At 64.7% G+C, this 26,931-nt stretch carries 26 protein-coding genes; 13 read left to right on the top strand and 13 right to left on the bottom strand.

Annotated elements, in window-relative coordinates:
• Positions 1-31 precede the first annotated feature (31 nt).
• From BFD71_RS09610 to BFD71_RS09590, 5 genes are all read left to right on the top strand, one after another.
• Positions 32-292 (top strand): hypothetical protein, encoded by a 261-nt coding sequence (locus BFD71_RS09610; protein WP_069263040.1) that lies wholly within the window; start codon positions 32-34, stop codon positions 290-292.
• A 291-nt stretch (positions 293-583) separates the two neighbouring features.
• Positions 584-1,525 (top strand): LysR family transcriptional regulator, encoded by a 942-nt coding sequence (locus BFD71_RS09605; protein WP_069263039.1) that lies wholly within the window; start codon positions 584-586, stop codon positions 1,523-1,525.
• A gap of 73 nt (positions 1,526-1,598) precedes the next feature.
• A complete protein-coding gene (tcuA, locus tag BFD71_RS09600; RefSeq protein ID WP_069263038.1) occupies positions 1,599-3,008 on the top strand; it encodes an FAD-dependent tricarballylate dehydrogenase TcuA in 1,410 nt (469 codons plus the stop codon).
• On the top strand, positions 2,995-4,209 hold the full coding sequence (gene tcuB, locus BFD71_RS09595) for a tricarballylate utilization 4Fe-4S protein TcuB (protein ID WP_069263037.1): 1,215 nt from the start codon (positions 2,995-2,997) through the stop codon (positions 4,207-4,209). The genes tcuA and tcuB overlap by 14 nt, the downstream gene beginning before the upstream one ends.
• A 68-nt stretch (positions 4,210-4,277) precedes the next feature.
• Complete coding sequence (locus BFD71_RS09590; protein WP_069263036.1) at positions 4,278-5,594, top strand: MFS transporter; 1,317 nt, start codon at positions 4,278-4,280, stop codon at positions 5,592-5,594.
• 241 nt (positions 5,595-5,835) lie between these two features.
• Here the strand turns inward: BFD71_RS09590 and BFD71_RS09585 are convergent, their stop codons facing one another.
• Positions 5,836-6,789: a LysR family transcriptional regulator gene (locus BFD71_RS09585; RefSeq protein WP_069263035.1), complete on the bottom strand. Its 954-nt coding sequence runs from the start codon at positions 6,787-6,789 to the stop codon at positions 5,836-5,838.
• A gap of 100 nt (positions 6,790-6,889) precedes the next feature.
• Here BFD71_RS09585 and BFD71_RS09580 point away from each other — a divergent pair, with 100 nt between their 5' ends.
• Positions 6,890-8,311, top strand: coding sequence for an aldehyde dehydrogenase family protein (locus tag BFD71_RS09580; RefSeq protein ID WP_069263034.1), 1,422 nt, complete (start codon positions 6,890-6,892; stop codon positions 8,309-8,311).
• An 84-nt stretch (positions 8,312-8,395) separates the two neighbouring features.
• On the opposite strand, the gene BFD71_RS09575 is transcribed toward BFD71_RS09580, so the two are convergent.
• Both BFD71_RS09575 and bla read right to left on the bottom strand, forming a co-directional pair.
• Entirely contained in the window at positions 8,396-10,129 is a 1,734-nt protein-coding gene (locus BFD71_RS09575) for a methyl-accepting chemotaxis protein (protein ID WP_069263033.1), read from the bottom strand.
• A 149-nt stretch (positions 10,130-10,278) separates the two neighbouring features.
• Complete coding sequence (bla, locus tag BFD71_RS09570; RefSeq protein ID WP_069263032.1) at positions 10,279-11,184, bottom strand: class A beta-lactamase; 906 nt, start codon at positions 11,182-11,184, stop codon at positions 10,279-10,281.
• A gap of 97 nt (positions 11,185-11,281) precedes the next feature.
• Between bla and BFD71_RS09565 the strand changes: the two genes are divergently transcribed.
• Complete coding sequence (locus BFD71_RS09565) at positions 11,282-12,160, top strand: LysR family transcriptional regulator (protein WP_069263031.1); 879 nt, start codon at positions 11,282-11,284, stop codon at positions 12,158-12,160.
• Positions 12,161-12,188: 28 nt separating this feature from the next.
• Here BFD71_RS09565 and BFD71_RS09560 read toward each other — a convergent pair whose 3' ends face one another.
• The 4 genes from BFD71_RS09560 to BFD71_RS09545 are packed head-to-tail and all read right to left on the bottom strand — an operon-like array spanning position 12,189 to position 15,746.
• The gene (locus tag BFD71_RS09560) at positions 12,189-12,686 is read right to left on the bottom strand and encodes a DUF523 domain-containing protein (protein ID WP_069263030.1); all 498 of its coding nucleotides are present in this window, start codon (positions 12,684-12,686) and stop codon (positions 12,189-12,191) included.
• A gap of 36 nt (positions 12,687-12,722) precedes the next feature.
• The gene (locus BFD71_RS09555) at positions 12,723-13,751 is read right to left on the bottom strand and encodes a Zn-dependent oxidoreductase (protein ID WP_069263029.1); all 1,029 of its coding nucleotides are present in this window, start codon (positions 13,749-13,751) and stop codon (positions 12,723-12,725) included.
• Positions 13,752-13,786: 35 nt separating this feature from the next.
• Positions 13,787-14,995, bottom strand: a complete 1,209-nt coding sequence (gene manD / locus BFD71_RS09550; protein ID WP_069263028.1) for a D-mannonate dehydratase ManD — start codon at positions 14,993-14,995, stop codon at positions 13,787-13,789.
• Between the two features lie 19 nt (positions 14,996-15,014).
• The gene (locus BFD71_RS09545) at positions 15,015-15,746 is read right to left on the bottom strand and encodes a GntR family transcriptional regulator (protein WP_069263027.1); all 732 of its coding nucleotides are present in this window, start codon (positions 15,744-15,746) and stop codon (positions 15,015-15,017) included.
• Positions 15,747-15,881: 135 nt separating this feature from the next.
• Here BFD71_RS09545 and BFD71_RS09540 point away from each other — a divergent pair, with 135 nt between their 5' ends.
• Positions 15,882-17,357 (top strand): mannitol dehydrogenase family protein, encoded by a 1,476-nt coding sequence (locus BFD71_RS09540; protein WP_069263026.1) that lies wholly within the window; start codon positions 15,882-15,884, stop codon positions 17,355-17,357.
• A 42-nt stretch (positions 17,358-17,399) separates the two neighbouring features.
• Positions 17,400-18,701: an MFS transporter gene (locus BFD71_RS09535; protein ID WP_069263025.1), complete on the top strand. Its 1,302-nt coding sequence runs from the start codon at positions 17,400-17,402 to the stop codon at positions 18,699-18,701.
• Positions 18,702-18,725: 24 nt separating this feature from the next.
• Here BFD71_RS09535 and BFD71_RS09530 read toward each other — a convergent pair whose 3' ends face one another.
• A complete protein-coding gene (locus BFD71_RS09530) occupies positions 18,726-20,747 on the bottom strand; it encodes an NADPH-dependent 2,4-dienoyl-CoA reductase (protein ID WP_069263024.1) in 2,022 nt (673 codons plus the stop codon).
• A 198-nt stretch (positions 20,748-20,945) separates the two neighbouring features.
• Between BFD71_RS09530 and BFD71_RS09525 the strand changes: the two genes are divergently transcribed.
• On the top strand, positions 20,946-21,440 hold the full coding sequence (locus BFD71_RS09525; RefSeq protein WP_069263023.1) for a MarR family winged helix-turn-helix transcriptional regulator: 495 nt from the start codon (positions 20,946-20,948) through the stop codon (positions 21,438-21,440).
• A gap of 238 nt (positions 21,441-21,678) precedes the next feature.
• Positions 21,679-21,906, top strand: a complete 228-nt coding sequence (locus BFD71_RS09520) for a hypothetical protein (protein WP_069263486.1) — start codon at positions 21,679-21,681, stop codon at positions 21,904-21,906.
• A 135-nt stretch (positions 21,907-22,041) separates the two neighbouring features.
• Here BFD71_RS09520 and BFD71_RS09515 read toward each other — a convergent pair whose 3' ends face one another.
• The 3 genes from BFD71_RS09515 to BFD71_RS09505 all read right to left on the bottom strand — a co-directional run bounded on the left by BFD71_RS09515 (position 22,042) and on the right by BFD71_RS09505 (position 24,445).
• On the bottom strand, positions 22,042-23,055 hold the full coding sequence (locus BFD71_RS09515; protein WP_069263022.1) for a zinc-binding alcohol dehydrogenase family protein: 1,014 nt from the start codon (positions 23,053-23,055) through the stop codon (positions 22,042-22,044).
• A gap of 19 nt (positions 23,056-23,074) precedes the next feature.
• A complete protein-coding gene (locus BFD71_RS09510) occupies positions 23,075-23,386 on the bottom strand; it encodes an antibiotic biosynthesis monooxygenase family protein (protein ID WP_069263021.1) in 312 nt (103 codons plus the stop codon).
• Positions 23,387-23,545: 159 nt separating this feature from the next.
• Positions 23,546-24,445 carry a LysR family transcriptional regulator gene (locus tag BFD71_RS09505; protein ID WP_069263020.1) on the bottom strand — a complete coding sequence of 300 codons (900 nt, stop codon included), beginning with the start codon at positions 24,443-24,445 and terminating at the stop codon, positions 23,546-23,548.
• Between the two features lie 280 nt (positions 24,446-24,725).
• Here BFD71_RS09505 and BFD71_RS09500 point away from each other — a divergent pair, with 280 nt between their 5' ends.
• Positions 24,726-25,580: an urea carboxylase-associated family protein gene (locus BFD71_RS09500; RefSeq protein ID WP_069263019.1), complete on the top strand. Its 855-nt coding sequence runs from the start codon at positions 24,726-24,728 to the stop codon at positions 25,578-25,580.
• 17 nt (positions 25,581-25,597) lie between these two features.
• On the opposite strand, the gene BFD71_RS09495 is transcribed toward BFD71_RS09500, so the two are convergent.
• Positions 25,598-26,035: a PRC-barrel domain-containing protein gene (locus tag BFD71_RS09495; RefSeq protein ID WP_069263018.1), complete on the bottom strand. Its 438-nt coding sequence runs from the start codon at positions 26,033-26,035 to the stop codon at positions 25,598-25,600.
• A 153-nt stretch (positions 26,036-26,188) separates the two neighbouring features.
• Between BFD71_RS09495 and BFD71_RS39000 the strand changes: the two genes are divergently transcribed.
• On the top strand, positions 26,189-26,338 hold the full coding sequence (locus tag BFD71_RS39000; protein ID WP_083245153.1) for a zinc-binding dehydrogenase: 150 nt from the start codon (positions 26,189-26,191) through the stop codon (positions 26,336-26,338).
• A 24-nt stretch (positions 26,339-26,362) separates the two neighbouring features.
• On the opposite strand, the gene BFD71_RS09490 is transcribed toward BFD71_RS39000, so the two are convergent.
• On the bottom strand, positions 26,363-26,788 hold the full coding sequence (locus BFD71_RS09490) for a Fur family transcriptional regulator (RefSeq protein WP_069263017.1): 426 nt from the start codon (positions 26,786-26,788) through the stop codon (positions 26,363-26,365).
• Between the last annotated feature and the right edge of the window lie 143 nt (positions 26,789-26,931).

Raw genomic sequence — 26,931 nt, 5'->3', positions numbered from 1 at the left:
GCGGTGCCGCTTTTTTTGCACCATAACCGCCATGAAACTCGAACTTCATATTGACTCAAGACCGCTCGACGTCGAGATCGATGATGTCGTGGCGGGGCTACTCGCCGTGCGGCTCAATCTGCCTGACGGCGAGGACCATCGCGACGCCCTCGCGCGCTATCTGAGCGAGAAGGGAAAACCCTGGATCCTGGACGAAGAGCATATGCGCAGGCGCATCCTTCGCCGGCTGATTCTGGAGATTGCCGACCCCGCGCTCGTAATCCGCCATCTGATGGCAGACGATTCACCGTGAGCAGACAGCCGAAATAATACGCTTTCCGCACGCGACTCTATTCGCATTCCTGCATGAAATCCGACGATAAGCGAGCGCGCGTCTGATCATCAACGAGGCTCCCTCCCGGCGTGCCCGATCTCTGCCTCGATCAGCCGGCAACCCCACTCGATCGCGACGCCGGGCCCGATTCATGATGAAATGGCAAGTGGCGAACCTGTTACGTTAGCCGCGCTTATGGGCATCGAGCAGCGGAAACTAACTGGATGCGCGCGAACCGGTTCTCCGGGACCGCATACTCTGAGACTTTCGATGGAACTTCGGCAGTTGCGATATTTTGTCAGCGTCGTCGAACACGGCAGCATGGGCAAGGCCGCGCTCGAGCTAGGCATCGTCACGTCGGCGCTCAGCCAGCAGATCAGCAGGCTGGAAAGCGAACTCTCGACGCGCCTGCTACAGCGAACTTCGAGCGGCGTCGTTCCCACCGACGCGGGACTCGCCTTCTGGCGCCAGGCGCAACTCGCGCTGCGCCACGTCGACGATGCCGCACTGGCCGCGCGCCAGGCTCGCCTCTCGGGCCATGTCAGCGTGGGCCTCGCGCCGAGCACGACAGGCGTGCTCGGTCTCGCATTCATGCAGGCAATGCGCGAGCGGTATCCCGACGTGCGGCTGCGCATGGTCGAAAGCCTCTCCGGTTATCTCGGCGCGATGCTCGGCGCCCGGCAAATCGATCTCGCGATTCTGTTTCGTGAAGAGCCCGCGCAGCGCTGGAGCGTCATGCCCTTGCTCGATGAACGGCTGTTCGTAATAGGCGCGTCGACGCTGCAAGGCATGCCCGCAAGATCGCGCACGTCGATCGCGAAACTGGGCCCCCTGCCGCTGATCCTGCCGAGCGGCACACACGGCCTTCGCGCACTGCTCGACGCCGCATTCAAGCGCGCTGGCTACACCCCGCGCATCGCCGCCGAAGTCGACGGCCTCGCCATGCTCATGGACGCCGTGCGCGGTGGGCTCGGCGCGACGATTCAGCCCGGAGCGGCGCTCGCACGCGCAGAAAACGCTTCACTGGCGAGCGTGCCGCTCGTCGAGGCATACGCGACAAGACCGAACCTGATTGCGAGCGTCTCGGACGACGAACTTTCTCCCGCGGGGCTTGCCGCGCGCGTCGTACTCGCCGATGTCGCGCGCGATACCGTCCTGGCAGGCCGCTGGCCCGGCGCAACGCTGCGCCAACCCGCTCTTCACGAATCCTGAAGACCCCTTGCCGTCTCCCTGATGGCCGCGCCGGACGGAGCTTCTTATAGTTGTCTCAAAGGAGACAACCCAGATGGTGGACGTTCTTGTAATCGGCGGAGGCAATGCCGCGCTGTGTGCCGCTTTGATGGCGCGAGAAGCCGGCGCCTCCGTCCTGCTTCTCGAATCGGCGCCGCGCGAATGGCGCGGCGGAAATTCCCAGCACACTCGCAATCTGCGCTGCATGCACGATGCGCCGCAAGACGTGCTGGTCGATGCTTATCCGGAAGAGGAATATTGGCAAGACTTGCTCAAGGTGACCGGCGGCATCACGAATGAGGCGCTCGCGCGGCTCGTGATCCGGGCATCGTCGACATGCCGTCCGTGGATGCGCAAGCACGGCGTGCGCTTTCAGCCGCCGCTTTCCGGTGCCCTGCACGTCGCGCGGACCAATGCGTTCTTCATGGGCGGCGGCAAAGCGCTCGTGAACGCCTACTACCGCAGCGCCGAAGCGATCGGGGTCCAGATCCGCTACGACACGCCTGTCGACGCAATCGAACTCGACGCAGGCCGCTTCGTCGCGGCGCGCAGCGGCGTGCAACGTTTCGAGGCGCGCGCCTGCGTGCTCGCGGCCGGCGGATTCGAATCGAATCGCGAGTGGCTGCGAGAAGCGTGGGGGCAAAACGAGCGCGGCGAATGGCCCGCCGACAACTTTCTCATTCGCGGCACGCGCTTCAATCAGGGCCTGCTGCTCAAGCACATGATCGAAGCAGGGGCGGATGCGATTGGCGATCCGTCGCAGTCGCACTGCGTCGCCATCGACGCCCGCGCGCCGCTCTATGATGGCGGCATCTGCACGCGTATCGACTGCGTGTCGCTCGGCGTAGTCGTCAATCGCGACGCGCAGCGTTTTTACGACGAGGGCGAAGACTTCTGGCCGAAGCGCTATGCGATCTGGGGACGGCTCGTCGCGCAGCAGCCGGGCCAGATCGGCTATTCGATCATCGACGCGAAGGCCGTCGGGCGGTTCATGCCTCCGGTGTTCCCGGGCGCGAAAGCCGCTTCGCTGAACGAACTGGCGCATCAACTGCATTTGCCCGAAGCGGCCTTCGTCGAGACGATTCGCGCCTACAACGCCGCGTGCCGCGACGGTACCTTCGATCACACGGCACTCGATGACTGCCGCACCGAAGGCCTCACGCCAGCGAAAACCCACTGGGCGCGGCCCATTGATACCCCTCCCTTCTTCGGCTATGCATTGCGGCCGGGCATCACGTTCACGTACCTGGGACTCGAGGTGAATGACCATGCGCAGGTGCATTTCGGCGGACGCCCCAGCGACAACCTTTTCGTTGCAGGAGAAATGATGGCCGGCAACGTGCTCGGCAAGGGTTATACCGCGGGCGTCGGCATGTCGATCGGCACCGCGTTCGGACGCATTGCCGGCACACAGGCTGCGATGGCTGCTGCTCATTACACTGGAGTTCAACGTGCAAAAGCTTGAAGCGCTTGCCCGCGAGGCGCGGGAACTCGCCTCGCCTTCCGTCATCACCGGCTACACGGCCACGAGCGAGCCCGCGGCGCGGACAATCCGCGTGCTCCCGCTCACGCAAAATGAAGCGGAAGTCGCACGGCAGATGCAGATCTGCAACGCGTGCCGTTACTGCGAAGGATTCTGCGCGGTCTTTCCCGCGATGACACGGCGCCTCGAATTCGCCAAGGCAGACGTCAATTATCTCGCCAACCTGTGCCACAACTGCGGCGCTTGCTATCACGCATGCCAGTATGCGCCGCCACATGAGTTCGCCGTGAACGTGCCGAAGGCGATGGCCGAAGTCCGTGTCGAAACCTATGCGGAGTATGCGTGGCCCGCACCGATGGGCGCACTCTACAAGCGCAACGGATTGACCGTCGCGCTTGCACTCGCGATCGGACTCGCCCTCTTTCTGATGCTTGGCATCGGGTTCAGGGGTTCGCTGTTCGCCGGCAATCTGGGCGGCAATTTCTATGCGATTTTCCCGCATAACCTGCTCGCGGCGATGTTCGGTTCGGTCTTCGGCTTCGCGATCCTCGCGCTCGGCGTCGGCGTGTCGAGATTCTGGCGTGACGTGTCTGCGGGACCGGCCAGCGCGCCGGCCATCGCCGAGGCCGCGAAGCACACGCTTACCCTGACGTATCTCGACGGAGGCCATGGCGACGGCTGCAACGAGTCAAATGATGCCTTTACGCTCGCACGCCGGCGTTTCCATCATTTGACCTTCTATGGATTCATGCTGTGCTTCGCGGCTACGGCGGTGGCCACCTTCTATCACTATGCGCTCAATCTGCACGCGCCTTACCCGGTCCTGAGTCTGCCCGTGATGCTCGGCACAGCGGGTGGTGCCGGTTTGCTCGTCGGGCCGGCGGGCCTGCTCTGGCTCAATCTGCGCCGCGACCCGAGCCGGGGCGATCCGAAGCAGCGCCCGATGGACCGTGGATTCATCGCGCTGCTGCTCTTGACCAGCGTTTCGGGTCTCGCGCTCCTCGCGTGGCGCGACACCGCCGCGATGGCGTGGCTCCTGGCCCTCCACCTCGGCGTCGTGATGGCACTCTTCGCCACGCTGCCTTACGGCAAATTCGCCCACGGAATCTATCGCTGTGCGGCGCTTCTCAAGTCATCGATCGAAAAACGACAGGCCAGCCGCCTGCAACCCGGCTCGGACTAACGGCGGTCCTCGAGGCAATACCTTCGACGGGCGGCCGCACTCACATAACACATCCATGGAGACAACTCATGCATCCCTCATCGCTCAACGCCGGGGATAGCGCGCATGGCCGAACGTCGAAGTTTGGCGCAGTGCTGCGCGTGACCAGCGGCAATTTTCTGGAGCAGTTCGACTTCTTTCTTTTCGGCTTCTATGCGACTTACATCTCGCGCATCTTCTTTCCGTCCACGAGCGAGTTCGCCTCGCTGATGCTCACCTTCGCCGTGTTCGGCGCGGGCTTCCTGATGCGCCCGCTGGGCGCGATCATATTGGGCGCATACATCGATGAAGTGGGGCGCCGCAAAGGGTTGATCGTCACACTGTCGATCATGGCGAGCGGAACGATCCTGATCGCGTGCGTCCCCGGATATGCGACGATCGGATTTCTGGCACCCGCTCTCGTGCTGCTCGGGCGCCTGCTGCAAGGCTTTTCCGCTGGCGCCGAGCTGGGCGGCGTCTCTGTCTATCTGGCAGAAATGGCGACGCCGGGGCACAAGGGCTTCTATACGAGTTGGCAGTCCGCGAGCCAGCAGGTCGCAATCGTGGTCGCAGCCGCTCTCGGCTATCTGCTCAACCATCTGATGACGGCCAGTGAAATCGGCGCATGGGGATGGCGCGTTCCCTTCTTCGTCGGTTGCGCTATCGTGCCGGTTATCTTTCTGTTGCGACGCACGCTGCAGGAAACCGACGAGTTCAAGGCGCGCACGCACCATCCGCGCGCACGCGAAGTGTTCGCCACGATGCTGCAAAACTGGCGGACGGTGCTCGCGGGCATGATGCTGGTCGCCATGACGACTACCACGTTCTACCTCATCACGGTCTACACGCCGACCTTCGGCAAAACCGTTCTGAAGCTCACTACCGCAGACAGCCTGATCATCACGCTTTGCGTGGGCCTCTCGAACTTCTTCTGGCTGCCCGTTGGTGGAGCGCTCTCGGATCGCATCGGCCGCAGGCCGATTCTTATCGCCATCACGGCGCTCGCTATCTGCACGTCGTATCCGGCGCTCTCCTGGCTGTCATCGGCGCCGAGCTTTGCTCGCATGCTCGTCGTGCTGCTGTGGCTCTCGTTCTTCTTCGGCATGTACAACGGCGCGATGGTTGCAGCACTCACTGAAGTCATGCCCGCCGAGGTCCGCGTGGCCGGTTTCTCGCTCGCGTTCAGTCTCGCCACCGCGGTTTTTGGTGGTTTCACGCCCGCCGTATCGACGTATCTCATCGAGATTACCGGCGACAAGGCCGCGCCGGGATACTGGCTCAGTTTCGCCGCCGCGTGCGGACTCGTCGCGACTCTCGTGCTGTATCGCCGGGGCGGCGCAGCCGGGCGGTTCGCATCGCTCGCCTGAACGCTACGCCTGCGTCAGCCACCGCAAGCGAGGCCACCGCGGTGTCCCTTTTCCGTGTCGGCATTGAGAAACCTTGAATGATGACGTTCGCGGTCTTCGTGCGCGCGGTTCGATTCGTGATGTCCGTTTCCATGCGTCTCTCCATCGTGGAGAGGTCGGTATTGCGTTCGGACCGTACGCAACGGAAACGGGAATCCACGGTAGTCGCGATCGGAACCGGCGATGATCGCGTGCGCCACGATCAACCCTTGGTGGCAGCCCCGCGCCGGCTCTTTTTCGCGGGCGCGGCAGCACGCTTACGCACGGCGTCGGCGTGTGCGCGAATCGTCTCGATCAGCGCGCGCAACCCCGCCGGCGCGTGCCGCCGCCCGGTGTAATAGAGGCAGAGCCCGTCGAGCGGCGGCGTCCAGTCCTCCAGCACGCGCACCAGCGTGCCCGCCGCCAGGTCCGCATTCACGTTCCATTCGGTCAAATATGCAAGGCCGAGTCCATCGCGCGCGGCCGCGAGCATGAGACCGGGCTCGTCGAGCGTCAACGTGCCCTCCACGTCCACGCGCACGGCTTGCCCGCGCCGCTCGAACTCCCACTGGTAGATTTGCCCGCTCGGCATGCGACTGCGTATGCAGCGATGCGCCTTCAGATCGGCTGGCGTACGCGGCGGCTTGTGCTTCGCAAAGTACTCCGGACTGCCAACCACTGCGAAACGCTGACGGTCGCCGAAGGGCACGGCGATCATGTCCTGCGGCACCGTTTCGGCGAGACGAACGCCGGCGTCGTAGCCGTCGACCACGATGTCGATGAGCCGCCCTTCCGTAACGAGATCGAGCTTCATCTCGGGATAGCGCTGCAGATAAGCGATGAAAACGGGCATAACCTGCTTCGCCGCGCCTACCGAAGCGTTGATGCGCAATGTGCCGGAGGGCGTGTCGCGAAAGCTCCCGGCCTGGTCGAGCGCCTCGCGGATCGTGGACAACGCGGGCGCGACGCTGCCCACGAACTGCGCGCCTGCTTCCGTCAACGCCACGCTGCGCGTCGTGCGGTTGAAGAGCCGCACGCCGATACGTGCTTCGAGCGCCGCCACCGCGTGGCTGACCGCCGAAGTCGACACGCTCAGTTCGTCTGCCGCGGCGCGGAAGCTGCGATGGCGCGCCACGGCCAGCACGGCTTCGAGTTCCACCAGGCCCGATGTTTTCATTGTCCCAAATCGCTCAACACGTCATGCGTCATTGTACGGCTAGTCAACGCAATGCAAGGCGTCTATCTTGCGTTCATCGACTCACGTTTCTGGAACAGCCATGCAGATCATCGACAAAATCTATATCGACGGCGCGTTCGTCACGCCGCACGGCGAGGAACACTTCGACCTCTTCAACCCCGCGACCGAGACGGTGATCGGCCGCGTGCGCCTCGCCGACGCGGCGGACGCTGACGCGGCGATCGCCGCCGCCAAGCGCACGTTCCCGGCGTTTTCGCGCACCCCGAAGGCGCAGCGTATCGAGATGCTGATGGCGCTGCACGAGGCCGTCGTCGCGAGCGAGGACGCGCTCTTCGAAGCGATCGTGCAGGAGTACGGCGCACCGGTCTCGCGCGGCCGCTGGATGGCGCAGCACGCCTCCAACGTGCTGCGCGACGCCGCGCAGACGCTGGAAAGCTACACATTCACGCGGCGCGCAGGCACGGCTGAGGTCACCATGCAGCCGCTTGGCGTAGCGGGGCTGATCACGCCGTGGAACAGCGACGCGGGCTTCATCTGCGGCAAGCTGGCAGCCGCGCTCGCGGCGGGCTGTACGGCCGTCATCAAGCCGAGCGAGATGAGCGCGCTCCAGACGCACATCGTGACCGAGGCGCTGCATTCGGCGGGCTTGCCTGCGGGCCTCTTCAACATCGTCACGGGCCGCGGCGACACCGTGGGCGCGCGTATCGCCGCGCATCCCGACGTCGCCAAGATCTCGTTCACGGGTTCGACCGCAGTGGGCAAGTCGATCCTGCGCACGGCAGCGGAAACGCTCAAGCGCGTGACGCTCGAACTGGGCGGCAAGTCGCCGGTCGTCGTGCTCGACGACGCGAATTTCGACGTAGCCGTGCCGCTCGCGCTGCAGGCCGGCTTCATGAACAGCGGGCAAGCATGCATTGCGGGCACGCGCATTCTCGTGCCGCAGTCGCGGCTCGTCGAATTCGAAGCGCGTGTCGTGGAAGCCGTCGCACAGATTCACGCGGGCGATCCGCGCGACACGCGCACGAGCGTCGGCCCGATGGTGAGCCAGAAGCAATGGGAACGCGTGCAGCGCTATATCGGCATCGGCATCGACGAAGGCGCACGCCTGATTGCGGGCGGCGCGGGGCGGCCCGAGGGTATCGAGTCGGGCTGGTTCGTGCGTCCCACTGTGTTCAGCGGCGTGACGAACGACATGACCATCGCGCGCGAGGAGATTTTCGGGCCCGTGCTTTCGATCATCGCGTATCGCGACATGGAGCACGCCATCGAGATCGCCAACGACACGCCCTACGGCCTGCAAGCCTACGTGCTCTCGACCGATGTCGCGCGTGCGCGCCGCGTGGCCGCGCAGATCGAAGCGGGCCGCGTGCTCGTCAATACGCTCGCCCACGAGCCGGCTGCGCCGTTCGGCGGCTTCAAGCAATCGGGGATGGGGCGCGAGTACGGCGCCTTCGGGATCGAAGCGTTTCTGGAACCGAAGTCCACGCTCGGCGTGCTTTGATGCGCTGCTAGCCGCATCAAAAATGCAAACGCCCCGGTTGTGCTGCTAACCGGGGCGTTTGAACTGCGCTTTTAGCGCACTACATCAGAAGGTCTGCCAGTCGTCATCGGACGTGGCCGTTGCCGGTTCGCGGCGGTCGGCCTTCGGAGCGGACGCAGCGGGGGCACGCACGGGTGCAGGCCTGGAAGCTGCGGGACGCCTGACCGTTGCGCTCGCAACGGCCTTCGCCGCCGGCGCGATGCTCGTCGTGGCCGCACGGCCCGCCGAGCCGATGTTGAACACGGACACCAGTTCGCGCAACGCCGCTGCCTGCGAGGACATCGACTGCGCCGCCGCCGACGCTTCCTCGACGAGCGCCGCGTTCTGCTGCGTGACCTCGTCCATCTGCGTGACGGCCTGGTTGACCTGCTCGATGCCGGTGCGCTGCTCGCCCGAAGCCGCCGAAATCTCGTTCATCAGGTCGGCAACGCGCTTGACCGATTGCACGATCTCGCCCATCGTGCGGCCCGCATCGTCCACGAGCGCCGTGCCGTTGTTCACGCGCTCGACCGATACGCTGATGAGTTCCTTGATTTCGCGCGCTGCCGTCGCGCTGCGCTGCGCCAGTGTGCGCACTTCGCCGGCCACCACCGCGAACCCGCGGCCCTGTTCGCCGGCACGCGCCGCTTCCACGGCCGCGTTGAGCGCCAGGATGTTGGTCTGGAATGCGATACCCTCGATCACCGAGATGATCTGCGCGACCTGCTCGGAGCTGTTGGCGATATCGCGCATCGTATCGACCACGCGCCCCACCACTTCGCCGCCGCGCGTGGCCGTCTGCGAAGCCTGGCCCGCCAGCGTGTTGCCCTGTGTCGCGTTATCGGCGTTCTGCTTCACGGTCGCGGTGAGCTCTTCCATGCTCGCCGCCGTTTCTTCGAGCGAAGCGGCCTGCTCTTCGGTGCGCTGGCTCAGGTCGGTGTTGCCGGCCGCGATCTGCGCGGAAGCCGTCGCAATGCCTTCGCTGCCCGTGCGCACGCGGCCCACCAGGTCGACGAGCCGCTCGTTCATGTGACGCAGCGCGCCGAGCAACTGGGCCGCCTCGTCGGTGCCCTCGACGTCGATGCGTGCGGTCAGATCGCCGCGCGCCACCGTTTCGGCCACGTCCACGGCCCGAGCAATCGGGCCCGTGATCGAACGCGTGATGAAGAGCGCAATCGTGGCACCGAAGCCGATGGCGATCACGATCAGCGCGATCGTCCACGCGACCGCGCTTCGGTACGCCGCCTTCGCCGCGGCGACCTCGGCGGTCGAGCCATTGTGATTGAGGGTCACGTCCTGGTTGATGAGATCCATCACGCCCGTGAACGACTTCGCCGATGCGGACGCGACCGCAGCGCGGGCATCGGGCGCTCCGCCATCGGCGGACATGATCAAGGCCTCGATCTTCTTGTCGTCGTCCAGATATTGCGACCATGCGGTGCCGATCGAATCGGCCACGCGGCGCTCTTCAGCCGAAGAGACCAGCTTGGAATAGCTGTCGAACATCGTGCCGAATTGGCTGATCATCTGGGCGTGCTGGTCGTGCAGTGCGGCCTTCTCGCTGGCGTCGTTGGTGATCAGCATGCGCAGCGACGTGCGGCGCACGTCCTGCGCCTGATTGCGCATGTTCCCGAGCGTCTCGACGCTAGGCAGCCAATTCGTGCCGATTTCTTCCGTGCCGTCGAATATGCGCGAGGCCTGAAGGAGCCCGATGCCGCCCACCGCGCCGAGCAGGAGCAACACAATGGCAAAGCCCGCGCCGAGACGCGGACCGATCTTGATTCTGGTAAGGAATGACATGGGGACGCCGTAGTGAGAGGTCATCCCTATTGACGACATCGACGTCAAAAAATTAAGTCAATGTTGCAAATATAACAACGTGTAAGGAAGCGAACGTTGAGCGAACGATCGGTCTCTTTTCATACGATCAGGATGCCGTATCAATTGCATCAGAGATTCGCCGCCCATACTCCGACCTGCGCGATCGCCGCATCGCGCTGAGCCGAACTCGCATGCGTTGCGCCGGTGAGATACGTCGTGACGAGAATAGGGGCGCGTTCCGTGGGCCAGACAATTGCCACATCGTTTGCCGTGCCATGGTCGCCGGTGCCGGTCTTGTCGCCCACGCGCCAGTCTTTCGGCAAGCCTGCGCGCAAACGCGCGTCGCCGGTCTTGTTGGCGACGAGCCATGCAATGAGCTGCTCGCGCGATGCCGCAGACAGACGCTCGCCCAGCAGCAATTCGCGCAGGTTCGCGACCATGGCGGCAGGCATGGTCGTATCGCGCGGGTCGCCGGGGATCGCTTCGTTGAGCGTGGTCTCGTTGCGATCGAGGCGCGTGACCGGGTCGCCAATGCTGCGTGCGAAGGCGGTGATCGCGGGCGGTCCGCCAATGCTTTCCAGCAACAGGTTAGCCGCCGTGTTGTCGCTGCGCGTGAGCGCGGCTTCGCACAGTTCGGCGACCGTCATGCCCTCACTACCCGCGCGCGGTCCGCTCACCGGCGAATACGACACGACTTGCGCAAGCGAATACACGATTTTGCGCGCGAGGTCTTCCTTGCCGTGATCCTTGCGCGTGAGCACGGCCGATGCGAGCAACACCTTGAACGTGCTGCACATCGGAAAGCGCTCGTGCATGCGCCATCCGCGCACGTGCCCGTTCGCCGTATCGAGCATCGCCACGCCGAGCCGCCCGCCTGCCTGCGCCTCGATGGCGGCGAGCTGCTTTTCCACTGCGCCAGCGGGCGCCGCGCCCGCTTCCGGCGCTTGTCCCGCCGTGGCGCCGAACGCGTGAGATGCAACGCCAGCTATCGCACTGCCCAACACTGTCATCGTGAATCGACGTCGCGTGATCATGGCCTCTCCCTGAAGTGCCGCCACTATCGCGCGTTCTCGCCAGGGTGACAAACGATGATAAATTGCGCGTTGCCCCAGAAAAACTTATGACTCGATCATGCGAACGTATCTGCCCCTCAATGCCCTGCGTGCCTTCGAAACGTCGGCGCGGCACCTGAGCTTCACACGCGCGGCGAGCGAGCTGAACGTCACTCAGGCGGCCGTGAGCCAGCAAGTCCGCACGCTCGAGGAGCGGCTTGGTGCGACCCTCTTCAAGCGCCTGCCGCGCGGCCTTGCGATCACCGACGAAGGTCTCGCGCTACGCCCCGTGCTCACCGATGCGTTCGACCGGATCGAAGCCGTATTGCGGCAATTCGAGGGCGGCCACTTTCACGAGGTGCTGACCGTGGGGGCCGTGGGCACCTTCGCGGTGGGCTGGTTGATGCCGCGCCTGAAGTCGTTTCACGACGCGCATCCGTTCGTCGAGCTGCGCATCATGACGAACAACAATCTCGTCGATCTCGCGGGAGAAGGTCTCGACTTCGCCATCCGGTTCGGCGACGGCACCTGGCCCGGTTCGCGCGCCGCGAAGCTGTTCGACGCGCCGCTCGCCGCGCTCTGCACGCCCGATATCGCGCAGCGTCTGCAAAGCCCTGCCGATCTCGCCAACGAAAAACTGCTGCGCTCGTATCGCGCCGACGACTGGACGCTCTGGTTCGAAGCCGCCGGGCTCGCCCCGCGTCCGGTGCGCGGGCCCGTATTCGATTCGTCGCGGCTCATGGTGGAAGCGGCAATGCAGGGCGCGGGCATCGCGCTCGCCCCGGTTTCGATGTTCGAGCGCGATCTCGCGGCGGGCAGGCTCGTGCGGCCCTTCGATATCGAGGTGCAGGCCGGCAGCTACTGGCTCACGTCGCAAAAGGGGAAAACGGCGACGCCCGCCATGCGCGCGTTCAAGCAATGGATCGTGAGGGAAGCCGGCAGCGGCGAGGAAGCGTGATTGCGCGGTAATCGCCGTAGTTACGGCGCTACGCGCTGGCCTGCGTGAGCCGCCCGTGAAGCGCTTCGATTTCCGTTTCGGCAAAGACCTCGATGCCGTGCTCGCGCAGCAACGCAGTCGTCACCCCTGCGCCCGCATGCTTGCGGCCCGCAAAGCTGCCGTCGTAAATGGCACGGCTGCCGCACGAAGGGCTGCCATCGGTCAGCAACGCGTAGCGGCAGTCGTGGGCTAACGCCAGTTCGAGCGCGACGCGGGCGCCTTCGACGAAATACGCGGAGACGTCCTCGCCGCGCACGTCGATCACGTGTGCGATCCCCGCCAGCACCGCGGCGCCCGAAGCGGCGTTTGCGATCTCCGCAGGCGGCCTCGGCACGCCGAACCCGCCTGAAACTTCCGGGCATACGGGCACGAGCCGCCCCTCGCGCTGCCACTGCTCCATCAATGCATGCGCAACGGTTTTCGCCGAGCCGTCGTATCGAACCGGATGGCCAAGCAGGCAAGCGCTAACGAGTATTCGGGGGAGCATGCGCGAAGAGATTCTGTTGCACGAAGGTCCCGCATTTTACGCGCCGAAGTCGAGCAACACCTTGCAAGTTTCGCGCGGATTGTGCTCCGCCAGTTCGAACGCGCTGCTCACCTCGCGAAAATCCACCTTGTGCGTGATGATCGATTCCGGTGTGACGAGCCCGCGCTCGAGCCAGTCGATCACGGTCGGGAACATCGCGCAGTTCAGGCGCGAGGCGCACAACGTGAGTTCCTTTTTCGTCAGCTCCTGCTGCGCGATGGCCGAAGGCGTCGACGAAAAGCCGAGCAACCCGATACGTCCCGCAGGCGCCGCGAGCCGCACCGCTTCTTCGAGGATGGTCGGATGGCCCACCGCGTCGAAGATCAGCGTGGGGCCGTCTTCCACGCCGCGCGTGCGCAGCGCGTCGGCCAGCGGCTCGTTGCGCGTGTTGATCGTTTCGTCGGCCTGCGCCCCGCAATCGCGTGCGAGTTCGAGCCGCTCGTCGAGCTGATCCGTAATGAAGGCACGCACGCCGTACACGCGCTTGAGCACCTGGAGGATCGTCAGGCCGACGGTGCCCGCGCCGTAGATCAACGCAACGTCGCTGGCCAGCACACCGGTGCGCGCTGTAACGTTCGCCGCCACGGCGAACGGCTCGACAATCGCCGCGCACGATTGCGCAATGCGCTCGGGAATGCGGTACGCGTTGCGCGCGGGCGCACACACATACTGGCTGAAACCGCCGTCGCGATGCACGCCCAGCACGACGAGATTGCGGCACACGTTCTGCCGCCCGATCTGGCATGCGTGGCAACGCCCGCAGCTGATGACGGGATCGACGGCCACGAGTTCGCCCACACGCGCGGTATCGACACCGTCGCCCACGGACTCGATGCGGCCCACGAACTCATGGCCGATGATTCGCGGATACGACACGAACGGATTGTGCCCGCGATAGATGTGCAGGTCCGAGCCGCAGATGCCCGCATAACGCACCCGCACGCGCACTTCTCCCGCCGCGGGCGTGGGCGTGGGCATCTCGCGCACGGCGAGGCTGTTCGGTTGATCGACTACGACGCTCAACATAGTGGACGCTTCCATGAATATTTGATCAGGTCTGCCTACCAGTTCCACATCGACCCGTCGCGCAGACGGGCGACCGGCAGATAGGCACGTTCATAGGGATACTTCGCGGCCAGCGTCTCGTCGATGTCCACGCCGAGCCCCGGCGCTTCGTCCATCACGAGGAAACCGTTCTCGAAGCGGTACTGATGCGGGAACACGGCATTCGTGAGCGCGTTGTGCGGCATCAGTTCCTGAATGCCGAAGTTCGGCGCCCACAGGCCGAAGTTCACGGCGGCGGCCATGCAGACCGGCGAAAGATCGGTGGCGCCATGAAAGCCCGTACGCACCTGGTACATGGCCGCGTAATCGGCAATGCGGCGCATATGCGTAATGCCGCCCGCGTGCACGATGGTCGCGCGGATATAGTCGATGAGCTGCTCGCGTATCAGGTCCTTGCAGTCCCAGATCGAGTTGAACACCTCGCCCACCGCAAGCGGCGTGCTCGTGTGGCTGCGGATCAGGCGGAAGCTCTCCTGGTTCTCGGCCGGTGTCGCGTCCTCCAGCCAGAAGAGGCGATACGGCTCCAGGTCGCGGCCCAGGCGCGCGGCCTCGATCGGCGTGAGGCGGTGGTGCGCGTCATGCAGCAGATGCGGGCCGAAGCCCACGGCCTCGCGCACCTTGCGAAAGAGTTCGGGCGTATGGCGCAGATAGAGCGCCGTGTCCCACGGTTCCTCGGGCGGCAGCCCCTTTTGGGCGGGCTCGTATTCGCCCTTGACCTTGCCCACGCCATACACCTTGTCGAGACCGGGCACGCCTGACTGCACGCGAATCGCCTGGTAGCCCTCCTCCACATGCTGGCGCACCGCGTCGATGGCTTCTTCGTGGTCTCGCCCGTTTGCGTGGCCATAGACCATCAGCCCTTCGCGGCTCTTGCCGCCCAGCAACTGATACACGGGCATGTTCGCGAGCTTGCCCTTGATATCCCAGAGCGCCATGTCGATCGCGGCGATCGCCGTCATCGTGACCGGGCCGCGCCGCCAGTACGCGCCGCGATAGAGGTATTGCCAGATGTCCTCGATATTGCGGGGGTCGCGGCCCACGAGGCACGGAAACACGTGATCTTCGAGGTACGAGCGCACGGCCAGTTCGCGGCCGTTGAGCGTCGCGTCACCGAGACCGTACACGCCTTCGTCGGTCACGATCTTCACGGTCACGAAATTGCGGCCGGGGCAGGTGACGATCGTCTGCAACCGTTCAATCTTCAATTGCTGTCTCCACTCTGTTTCATTCGACGAAATAGTCGGGCACGCGCGCCCGCACTTCCGGCAGATGCGAGCCCACGCGGTCGATATGGCTCGCCACCGTCGCGCCCAGTTGCGCGAAGTTGCGCGAGGCAATATGCGCGAGGATCAACTCGTGTTCGCGCAGCGCGCGCTGCGCATGGTCCGCCACGCGGTCGAGCAGCAACCAGCGCACGCGATCGAACTGGCGTTTCATTGGCTGCAGCATTTCCCACACATGCGAGCGGCCCGCGAATTCGAACAGGCGCCGGTGCATCAGCTCGTCGAGATCGAAAAAGCGATCGACGTCGCCGCGCGCGACGGCGTCACGCTGGTCATCGACGATCCGGCCGAACTCCGAGAGCTGCTCGGGCGTGATGGTCTGGGCCAGCTGCACGTGGTTCGCGCATTCGAGCGTGCTGCGCGCGAAGCGTCCCTCTTCGAGCTGGGAAACGGAGATCGGCGCGACGATCGTGCCGACCTTGCGGTAGATGTTCACGAGATGTTCGTCGGCGAGCTGCGCAAGCGCTTCGCGCACCGGCGTGCGGCTGACCTGCAGCGCTTCGGCAATCGCGGCTTCGGAAAGGCTTGCGCGCGGCGGCAGCGAGCCGCGCACGATGGCGTCGCGCAGGAAGGCGTGCACCTGCGGGCGATAAGACGCGTCGGGATTGGCGACGAATCCGCTCAGTGCGGCGAGGACGGCGTCCTCTTGCGGTTCGATGACGGTCTGGCTCATGTCGGTAACGGGAAACGGTTTGTACCATGGTAGCAAATGCGCTGTGCGGTCACCGCATAGCGTTAACCCCGATAAAACGAGATAAAACATCGGACTAAGCTTCAGTCATTCGTATTCGTACCATGGTACAAAGCAATGACGGCACCTCTTCTATGCGAGCGCTCACTAACTAAAGCCGCGTCGACCGTGCGCCAGCCGGGATACGACCGCCAGCGCGTGCGCCCCGGCATCGTCCATCTCGGGCTCGGTGCGTTTCATCGCGCGCACCAGGCGCTCTATACGGAAGCGCTGCTCGAGCGCGGCGACACGCGCTGGGGCATCGTCGGCGTGAGCCTGCGCGAGCGGCGCGTGCCGCAGGCGCTGGCTGCCCAGGACTACCTCTATTCGGTGACTGAGCGCAGCGGCGAGACGGCGGCGTGCCGCGTGGTCGGCGCGCTGCGCGGCGCGCTTTACGCGCCCGAGGCGATGGACCGGGTGCTCGGCGCAATTGCGGACCCCGGCGTGGCCATCGTGAGCCTGACCGTGACCGAGAAGGGCTACAGCATCGCGCCCGCCGGCGCCGAGCTGGACGCCGGCGACCCCGGCATCCGCCACGACCTCAAGACACCCGATGCGCCCCGCACCACGCTTGGCGTGCTCGCCGCGGGCATCCGCCGCCGCCCGGCCGGCGCGCCGCTTACTGTGGTCTGCTGCGACAACATGCAGGCCAACGGCGACACGCTGCGCAAGCTCCTGATCCAGTATGCGGAGCAGTTCGACCCGGCGCTCGCGCGCCGCATCGGCGAGACGATCGCGTTTCCCAACACGATGGTCGATCGCATCGTGCCGGCCGCCACGCCCGCGTCGCTCGACGCGGCTGCCACGCAACTCGGCCTGCACGACGAAGCCGCGATCGTATGCGAGCCGTTCACCCAGTGGGTCATCGAAGACCGCTTCAGCGGCCCGCGCCCCGCGTGGGAAGACGCGGGCGCGCTGCTCACACGCAATGTGCACCCGTACGAGGCCATGAAACTGCGCCTCCTGAACGGCTCGCATTCGGCGATTGCGTATGTCGGCCAGTTGCGCGGGCGCGAAACCGTCTCCGATGCGATGGGCGATCCTGCCATGGCCGCCTTCGTGCGCGCGCTGATGACCGAGGACCTGCTCGCCACCGTGACGGTCCCACCCGGCTTCGACGTTCATTCGTACTGCCAGGATCTGCTGGCGCGCTTTGCCAACCCGACGCTTGCGCACCTTACCGGTCAGATCGCGACAGACGGCACCCAGAAAGTGCCGGTGCGCTGGCTACCCGCGCTGCGCGAGAGCCTCGCGCGCGGTATCGAGCGCCCCCATCTCGAACGCGCGCTCGCCGCCTGGCTGCACTACCTCGCGACCGAACGCAGCGACACGGGCGCGTCGGTCCTGGTGAGTGATCCTGGCGCCCCCGCACTTGCCGCGAAGCTGCGCGGCGCGAGCACGGCGCTCGATACCGTGCAAGCCGCCCTCTCGCACACGAGCGTGTTTGGCGCAACGCCCTGGCCGCAGGCGTTCGCCGATCGGCTCGCCGGACATCTGCAATCGCTGCGCCTGCACGGCACGAACGCGCTGCTGGCTTGCCCCGCCCCTGCCTGATGCCGCACGCGCGCCCATATCTATAAAGACTGGAGACTGAACATGAAGCAACGCACGATGGGATGGATAACCGTATTCCTGTTATTCCTCGTCTACGGCATCAACTATCTCGACCGGGTGGCGCTTTCGATCACCGCACCGCTCGTTCAAAAGGACCTCGGCATCGATGCGGCGCAGATGGGCATCGTGTTCAGCAGCTTCTTCGTAGGCTATGCGCTGTTCAACTTCGTGGGCGGCCTCGCGAGCGATAAGCTCGGGCCGAAGATCGTGTATGTCCTCGCGGTCGGGCTGTGGTCGATCTTCTGCGGGCTCACGGCCGTGGCCGTGGGCTTCGCGAGCCTGCTCGTGCTGCGCGTGCTTTTCGGCATGGCCGAAGGGCCGCTCTGCGCAGGCGCGAACAAGATGGTCAACAACTGGATGCCGCGCGACATCGCCGCGACTTCCATGGGACTCCTGAGCGCCGGCTCGCCGCTCGGCGGCGCAATTGCCGGCCCGGTCATCGGGCTGCTCGCGATCAGTTTCGGCTGGCGCCCCGCGTTCTGGATCATCTGCGCGATTGGCCTCGTATGGTGCGTCGCGTGGATGCTGCTCACCGCCAACCGTCCCTCGGAAAGCCGCTTTGTCAGCACGCTCGACGAAGCCGAGCCCGCGCGGCGGGGGCAGGGCGTCGCGCACGCGAGCCGCGCGGTGCCCGACAGCGCCGCTTCTTTGCCGCTTTCGGCATGGCTGCGCCAGCCGCTCGTGATCGCAACGGCCGTGGCGTTCTTCGCCTACAACTACGTGCTGTTCTTCTTTCTGAGCTGGTTCCCGAGCTACCTCGTGCAGGCGCATCACCTCAACATTCGCGAGATGAGTCTCGCCACCGTCGTGCCGTGGCTCGTGGGCACCGTTGGCCTCGCGGCGGGCGGCGCGATCTCCGATGCGATTTTCCGCTGGACCGGCAAGCTCATGCTCTCACGCAAGCTTGTCCTGTCGACGTGCCTCGCGGCGACGGGCGTGTGCGTGGGCGTTGCCGGCCTCGTCCATACGGCTGTCGCGGCCATCGCGCTGATGTCCATCGCGCTCTTCCTGCTCTATGCGACGGGTGCGCTCTACTGGGCGATCGTGCAGGACGTCGTGCATTCCGCGAGGGTGGGCAGCGTGAGCGGCTGCATGCACTGCGTGGGCAGCCTTTCGGGCGTGATCGGGCCGGCAGTGACGGGCTTGCTGGTGGAGCGCAGCGGCTCGTTCGCCACGGCGTTCGTGCTGGCCGGTGCGGTTGCACTCACTGGCGCGGCGCTCTCGGCAATTTTCATTCGCGACGCGCGCAAGAGTGCGCCGCTCACGGACGAAGCATATTCGTGACCAGCGCATGCGCCAGCAGCGACGTCATATCGTTAGCGCGAGCCGCGTGGCCTGATCGATAGCGCGCAACGCATCGAGTTCGGCGGCGACATCGGCGCCGCCTATCACCTTCGGTTTCGCTGCGCGCGCGACGAGTTCGTCATAGAGCGTCCGATTCGAATTCTGGCCCGCGCACAGCACGACATGATCGACGGCGAGCACATGCGGCTTGCCGTCGACGCGATAATGCAGGCCTTCGTCGTCGATCGCGTCATAGGTCACGCCCGACGTCATCATCACGTGCGCCTTGCGCAGCCGGGCCTTCAGGATCCATCCCGTCGATTTGCCGAGGCTCCTGCCGAGTGGTTCCTCCTTGCGCTGAAACATGTGCACGCTACGGCGCGGCGCGCCATGAGCGTCGCTACGCGTCAAGCCGCCCGCATCCGCATTCTCAGGATCGACGCCCCACGCGCGGAAAAACGCACCGCGGTCCAGCGATTCCTGCTCATCGCCCAGCAGATACTCGGCCACGTCAAAACCGATACCGCCCGCGCCGATGATCGCCGCGCGCGCGCCCACTTCGACCTTGCCCGCGAGCACATCGATGTACGACACCGCCTTCGGATGATCGACACCTGCAATATCGGGCACGCGCGGCGTGACGCCGGTGGCGATGACGATCTCGTCGAACGCCTCGCTGGCGAGTTCATCAGCCGTAGCGGCTTCCCCAAGCCGCAACGTCACGCCAAGCCGTTTTAGCCGCACCTCGAAATAGCGCAGCATCTCGTGAAACTCGGCTTTGCCGGGGACGACCTTCGCCAGATTCAGCTGCCCACCCAGCCGCGCATGCGCTTCGAACAGCGTGAGCGTATGGCCACGTTCGGCGGCGTTGATCGCGAACGCCATGCCGGCCGGTCCGCCGCCCACGACCGCGATGCGTTTGGGCTGCAAAGCCTTGCCCGCCGCGAATTCGATCTCGCGCCCGGCGCGCGGATTGACGAGGCAAGTGGCCGTGCGTTCCGTGAAGATGCGGTCGAGGCAGGCCTGATTGCAGCCGATGCAGGTGTTGATTTCGTCGGCCACGCCAAGCCGCGTCTTCTTCGCGAAGTCCGGATCGGCGAGCAGCGGGCGCGCCATCGAAACGAGATCGGCCACGCCGGAGGCGATCAGTTCCTCTGCAACCTCGGGTGTATTGATGCGGTTCGACGCCATCACCGGAATCGACACCGCCTCTTTGACGTTGCGAATCGCGTCGCGCCAGGCCGCGCGCGGCACGCACGCCGCGATGGTCGGCACCGCCGATTCGTGCCAGCCCACGCCCGTGTTGATGAGATCCGCGCCGGCCGCTTCGATCTCCTTCGCGAACGCCGCGATCTCGGCGCCGCTCATGCCGCCTTCCACGAGATCGATTGAAGAGATACGGTAGATCAGCATGGGATCGCGGCCCATTTCTGCGCGTACGGCGCGCACGATGTCGAGCGCGAAGCGGATGCGGCCTGCGAAGCTGCCGCCGTATTCGTCGGCGCGCGCGTTGGTGACGGCGGCCGTGAACTCGTTGATGAGATAGCCTTCCGAGCCCATGATCTCCACGCCGTCGTAACCGGCCTGGACCGCCAGCGCCGCCGTGCGGGCGAAATCATCGATGGTGGCGCGCACTTCCTGAGTGCTGAGCGCGCGCGGCGCGTACGCGTTGATTCGCGCCTTGGCGGCCGAGGGCCCCGCGCACTCCGGCACTTTCGCATAGCGGCCCGCGTGCAGGATCTGCAGCACGATCTTGCCGCCCGCTTCGTGAACCGCGTGCGTCACCGCGCGATGCTCGTCGACCTGCTCCGCGCGATTGAAGAGCGGGCCGCCCGCTTCCATCACGCCTTCGGCGTTCGGCGAGAACCCGCCGCTCAGAATCAGGCCGATCTCGCCGGCCGCGCGCGCCGCATAGAACGCGGCGAGGCGCTCTTGCGGACGGTCGAGCGTTTCGAGCCGCGTGTGCATCGCGCCCATCACCATGCGGTTGCGCAGCAGCGTCGCGCCAACGCGAAGCGGGGTCAAAAGCCGATCGTAGGTCGCCATGGGGATGTCTCTTGATATTCTCGAGCGTCGTTTCCACACTCTAGGCGAGCCCCTTAATTACGTCAACATCATGATATATATTGTGGGCACGAGGAGGGGTATTGCCCAGATGGACGGCGCACCCACTTCCCTTCACTATTTTCGTATCAGGTATTTGTCTCATTGCCGCCGCACTCGCGCGGCGACCGAAAGGCGCCCATGACCCAGAACGACCCTTCGTACGATCAATCCGTCTCGTCGATTCACAACCGCTTGTTCTTCCGGCTTTTCCAGGCGGGTAACACGCTCGACCGGCAGACGACCAAGGCGCTCGGCATCACGACCGTGCAGTGGTCGGTGCTCGGCGCGCTGTCGCGCCCGCAGGTTGCAGAGGGCATGTCGTTTTCCGAACTGGCCGATTATCTCGTGGTGAGCCGCCAGAGTCTCGACGGCGTGCTCAAGCGCCTGGAGCGCGACGATCACGTGCTGCGCGTGGCCGACACCGTGGACCGGCGTGCGAAAAAGGTCGTGCTCACAGAGCAGGGCAAGGTGTTCTGGGAGAGCCTGCAGCCGAAGATCTACGAGTTTTATCGCCAGGCGCTCGCGAGCTTTCGCTTCGACGACAAGGTTTCGCTCGTGCACTTCCTGAATCAGCTGAACAAGGGCATGGACGAGATCGATCTCGGCGAACCGGCGCAGCGCGACGAGGCGTGAATGCACGCTCGCGCTTTCATATCGTGCAATGCGCGCCCGGTGTGTGCAAATTCCGCATTTGCGGCTGCGGGCCTGCAATTGCACATGGAAGGACACCTTCTCTTATCGTGAAAGACATCACGTAAACCATTGAACAACAAGGAAATTGCGGTTCCACGATGCTGCAGGGAAGTCGTCTTTCACTGCGATAGACTGAATCCAACGACGCTTCTTATTCGCTTGTTAATCAATGGAGAACATGATGGACGTCTATATCGAACCGTTACCGAGAGGCCAATGGGGGCCAATCGATGGCTATGCCCTGGAGTTCGCGGACGGCAGCAAGTTCGCCGAGAACATCTTTCGCTCCGAGCTTCTCGCGATCAGCGAAATCGTCCTGAGAGGCTATAGGCCGCTGCTGGCGAAGGTTCGCATTACGGACAAGCACGCCAACGCGCACTGGAAGCGCCCCGAAACTGCGCGCTGATGCGCTCGAGCTCGACGACGTGGATTGTCGTCGAGCCGTAAGCACATAACCGCACCGTGAGGGGTCCGTACGTGAGGCTCATGAGCACGGCCCATTGTGCGTTCGACCGCGCATCCGAGTGACGGACGGCGCGATTTAAAACCCTTCGAGCACGAGCTTGCCGCGCGAGCGGTTGGTTTCCACGAGTTCGTGCGCCCGGCGCAGGTTTGCCGCATTGATGGTCCCGAAGCTCTCGTTGAGGGTCGTGCGCAACACGCCCTCGTCGATGAGCGAAGCCATGCGCTCGAGCAGATCATGCTGGCGAATCTGGTCTTTCGTCCCGAACATCGAGCGCGTAAACATGAACTCCCAATGCAGGCCCACGCTCTTCATCTTGAGCTTGCGGAAGTCGAACAGCTCCGGATCGTCGATCAGCGCGAGATGCCCCTGCGGGTTGATCGAGGCGACGATCTCGTCGAAGTGATGGTCGGTCTGATTCAGGCTCGCGATATAGTCCACGCCTTCTATACCAATACGCTTGATTTCCTGCGAAAGCGGCTTCGTATGATCGATGACGTGATGCGCGCCCAGTTCGCTCACCCACTTCGACGTTTCGGGCCGCGACGCCGTGCCGATCACCGTGAGGCCCGTGAGCTTGCGCGCCAACTGCACGAGAATCGAACCGACGCCGCCCGCCGCGCCGATCACGAGCAGCGAGTCGCCGGACGGCGCCGTGCCTTCGGGCACCTCGAGGCGGTCGAACAGCAGCTCCCACGCCGTGATGGAGGTGAGCGGCAACGCGGCCGCCTCGGCGAAGTTGAGGCTCCGCGGCATGCGGCCCACGATGCGCTCGTCCACCACGTGCAATTCGCTGTTGGTACCGGGGCGCAGCAGCGAGCCCGCATACCACACCCGGTCGCCCGGCTTGAAGAGCGTCACGTCACGGCCCACGGCGCGCACGGTGCCGCTCGCGTCCCAGCCGATCACTTTCGGCTCGCCGTTTTCGGGCGCCTTGTTCGCGCGCACCTTCACGTCGACCGGGTTCACCGACACCGCGTGTACTTCGACGAGCAGATCGTGCGGACCCGGCTGCGGCTCGGGGAGATCGAGATCGATCAGCGAATCGGCGTCGCTGATGGGGAGATTTCGGTAGTAACCAATCGCTTTCATCGTGAATACCTCCAGACAGTCAAATTGCGGGAAACCGGCTTTGTTGAACGAGCGGCTCGAAGTGATAGAGGTCGGGGTCCGCCGAGAAGTACGGCCACAGCGTGTGCAGGAAGGTCTGGAAATCGCCGTGCATCATGAACGCGCTCTGCGCGTCGAGGGAGTCCCACTCCACTTCCAGCACGTAGCAGCCTTCGTCTTCGCACTGCGGGCCGAGGCGGTGCCCGCGATAACCCGGCTTGTTCGTGAGCAGCGGGCATACGCGCAGCCAGGCCGCCTCGAAACGCGAAATCTTGTCGGCTCGCAGGTAAAAGCGGCCTATCGCGACGATCATCCGAGCCTCCGTGCCGTTCGTCTTCGTACGAATAATCGGCCAGCGCGCCCGGCGCGCATAGGGGCAAACGGCGAATTCAGCTTCAACGCTGTTTTGAAGATCGAGGGGGCGATCGGGCCCGGTACCGAACAGCGAGCGGACTGACCGCGGATTCAAATATCAGGCGAGATACGCGGCAATGCGATCGCGCAGCCAATCGCGCAGTGCGTTGACGGTCGGCGAGAGCATCGTGCGGTGCGCGCAGACGAGATGCAGCGGCGCGCCTTCGCCCCGAAACGCGTCGAGCGCGGTTTCGAGGCGCCCCGCCTGGATATCGGCGAGCACGTCCAGACGCGACTTGTACGCCAGGCCATGCCCCGCCACTGCCCAGCGGCGCACGAGTTCGCCGTCGTCGCTGCTGCGGTTGCCCTGCACGTTCACGACGCTCGCTACGTCGCCGCGGTAGAAGGTCCAGCGGTCGTGCAGCGTGTCGCTCAACGCGAAGCGCAGACAGTTGTGGCGCGAGAGATCGGCAGGCGTCGCGGGTTTGCCGTGACGCGCGAAATAGCCGGGCGCGGCGCACAGCACGCGCCGGTTGTCGGGCGCGAGGGGCAGCGCGACGAGGGAGGAATCTTCGGGCACGCCATAGCGAACCGCCACGGCAACCGGCGACCGGAACATGTCTGTCACGTGGTCGCCAATGTGCACCTGGAACGACACCGCCGGATGCTGCACCTGAAAGTCGTCGAGCCAGGGGACGAGCACGTTGCGCCCGAGATCGGAGGGAATAGACAGCGACACCGTGCCGCCGATCATCTTGCGCCCATGCGCCACGGCGTTCTGGCCGGCCTCCACCTGCTCCATGACGCCGCGCGCGTATTCGAGGTAGCGTTCGCCGTCCGGCGTGAGGCGCAGGCTGCGCGTGGAGCGTGCGAGCAGGCGCGTGCCGAGTTCGGTTTCGAGGCGCTTGAGGCCTGCGCTCGCCACCGCGGGCGTGAGATCGAGTTGGCGCGCGGCGGCCGAGAGGCTCCCGTTGTCCGCTGCACTGATAAAGATAACGAGGTCTTCCAGTCTGATCATGTACCGTCGCGTCGTTGGGCTGCGCTCGCCTCGGAAGCAGGCGCCGCGGTCATGGAGTAAGCGAACTGTACACGATGCCACCTCGAGCGCGGGCAGGCCCGATCACGCCAAAAAGTCCGCGAATCCCCAACATTGCATCGTTGAACAATCTTTGGCTTACCGTTGCGCGATTCCTATACTCCCCAGCAGAGATCCCGCGAAGGCTGCGCCGTGCCCCATCGGCTTCGCGAATGCGGGCACAGGTCGTTCACGCAGGTCGTTCATACAGGAGTACGAGGCAATGCTGAATTATCCCGCCGCCTACCAGTCGACCAAGGGCTCCGCGCTCGACGTGAACAAACCCTTTTACCGCCGCATCGCCGAAGAGAAGGATCAGCGCGAGCTAATCGAATCGATCGTCGTGCCGATACGCTCGGGGCAAGCCTGGAGCGTGCCCGCCGGACACGTGTTCCGCATCGTGACGATCGAAGGCCCGCAGGTCGCCGACCTCAATCTGTGGAACCGGCACGATCCGCGCGAACGCATGTGGGCTTCGCGCACGCGCCAGCTCCAGCAGGCGCACGTGAGCACTTTCGACCGCCTGTGGTCGACGCTGCCCTTCCTGCGCCCGCTCGTCACCATCACCGACGACAGCCTCGCCGATTACGGCGTGGACGAACATGGCGGACGCGTACACGACCTGCTCGGCACGCGGTGCGACCCCTACGTGAACCGCATGCTGACCGGCGAAGACTTTCATTTCCACTGCCACTCGAATCTCACGCGCGCCATCGCGCCGTACGGGCTCACCGAATACGACGTGCACGACGTGCTCAACGTGTTCCAGTGCACAGGCCTGAATCTGGAGGACAAGTACTTCATGAAGGCCTGCCCGGCGAAGAAGGGCGACTACCTCGAGTTTTTCGCCGAGATCGACCTGTTGTGCGCGCTTTCGACCTGCCCCGGCGGCGACCTGTCATTGCCGATGTGGGGACCCGATGCACGCGACCCGCTGGAAGTCTGCCGGCCGCTCGGCATCGAGATCTACCGGCTGGCGCCGGCGCTGCTGGAAGGCTGGTCTTCGCCGCCTGTCGCCGAATATCGCGGTCTGCACGGCATGGCGTTGCAGCAGCCGGACTGGAAGTACGGCTGCTGAAACGCGACGGCTCTAGCTTACTGCTGCTTCTCGACCTTCTTCGGCTTCGGCGGCGATTCGACCTTCGCGTACTGGAACGCGGGCGTGGCCTTCAGCGCTTCCTTGGTTGCGCCGGGCAGATAGAGATTGCCCTGGCGCACGTCGAGCGAAGCGATGGGCACGGCGACGTCGTGGGAGCCGACGCCAAGGAAACCGCCCGCCGAAACGATGGCTGCGGAAACCGAGCCGTCCGGCGCTACGATCAGGTCGCGCACGGTGCCGATCTTCACGTTGTCGTCGTTATAAACGGACTTGCCGAGTACGCTCTTCTTCACGCTCCAGCCTTCGAGCAGCGCCTGCGACTGCTCGACCGAAACGCTCAAGGGCTGCGCGCCCGCGATCTGGGCATTCGCGCCGGCACTGGCCAGCACGGCGCTGAATGCGGCTACGGCCAACATCGTCTTGCGGAAAAGCATTTTCTTTCGCTCCTGTATTCCGGTTAGTTCGCCGCGCAGGTCGTTGCGAATCAGCGCGAGACTGCAGGCGGAATACCATGGTAGCCGGTATGGGGCGAGTATGCGCTCAAGCTGCTTGCGCGAGCAAACACGAAGCAGGCGGGTGCAAAAACGATGCGCTCCAAAGCCTTCATTCTGGACGGCCTGGAAGCGGAGGTACTACGGCCCGTCATAGCGAGGACGTTCCCCTTCGAGCAGATCGTCGAGGCGCACCGCTATCTGGAATCGAACGAGCAGTTGGGAAAGGTGATAGTTACGCTCTGAACCTGGCGCCGGCAATGCGCGAGTTCACGACGAAGCCGCGGCGCACTGGGCGCAAAGCCCGAACACGACGAGACTCGAATGCGTATAGCGAAAGCGTTTCGCTGCAGCGATGGCGGCGTGCTGTTCCTGCAGCATCGGCTCGTCGATGTCCACCACGGTCTTGCAGCTCTCGCACACGAGATGCGCGTGCGGCGCACCACGCCCGAGTTCGTACACCACGCGCGTTTCGCCAACCCAGGTGCTGTCGAGCAGCGACGATTCCATCAGTTGCGCAAGCGCGCGATAGACGCTTGCCAGGCTGCATTGCTCCACGTCTTTTGCAATGCGGCGAAAGACCTGGTCAGCCGTCAGATGCTCGTGCGGCGCCTCATGAAATACCTTCAGCACGGCCACGCGGCTGGATGTAGGGCGCAGGCGCGCGCTCTTCAGTTCGGAGTAGACCGTTCTCATACGCAGGGAAAACACGTCGGCAAGGCCGACAGTTTCCTCGAGAATGCTTAAGGTTTCCTTATGTCAGTATGGGAAGCGGCCCGACTTGCGGCCCCACTTTATGCTGCGGCGCCGTATGGACGGGAGAGTATGGGACTGGTGGC

Origin of the sequence: Paraburkholderia nodosa (assembly GCF_001718195.1) — a bacterium.
Lineage (GTDB): Bacteria > Pseudomonadota > Gammaproteobacteria > Burkholderiales > Burkholderiaceae > Paraburkholderia > Paraburkholderia nodosa_A.
The sequence above is the reverse complement of the archived record's forward strand: the minus strand, read 5'-3'. Positions and strand labels throughout refer to the sequence as shown.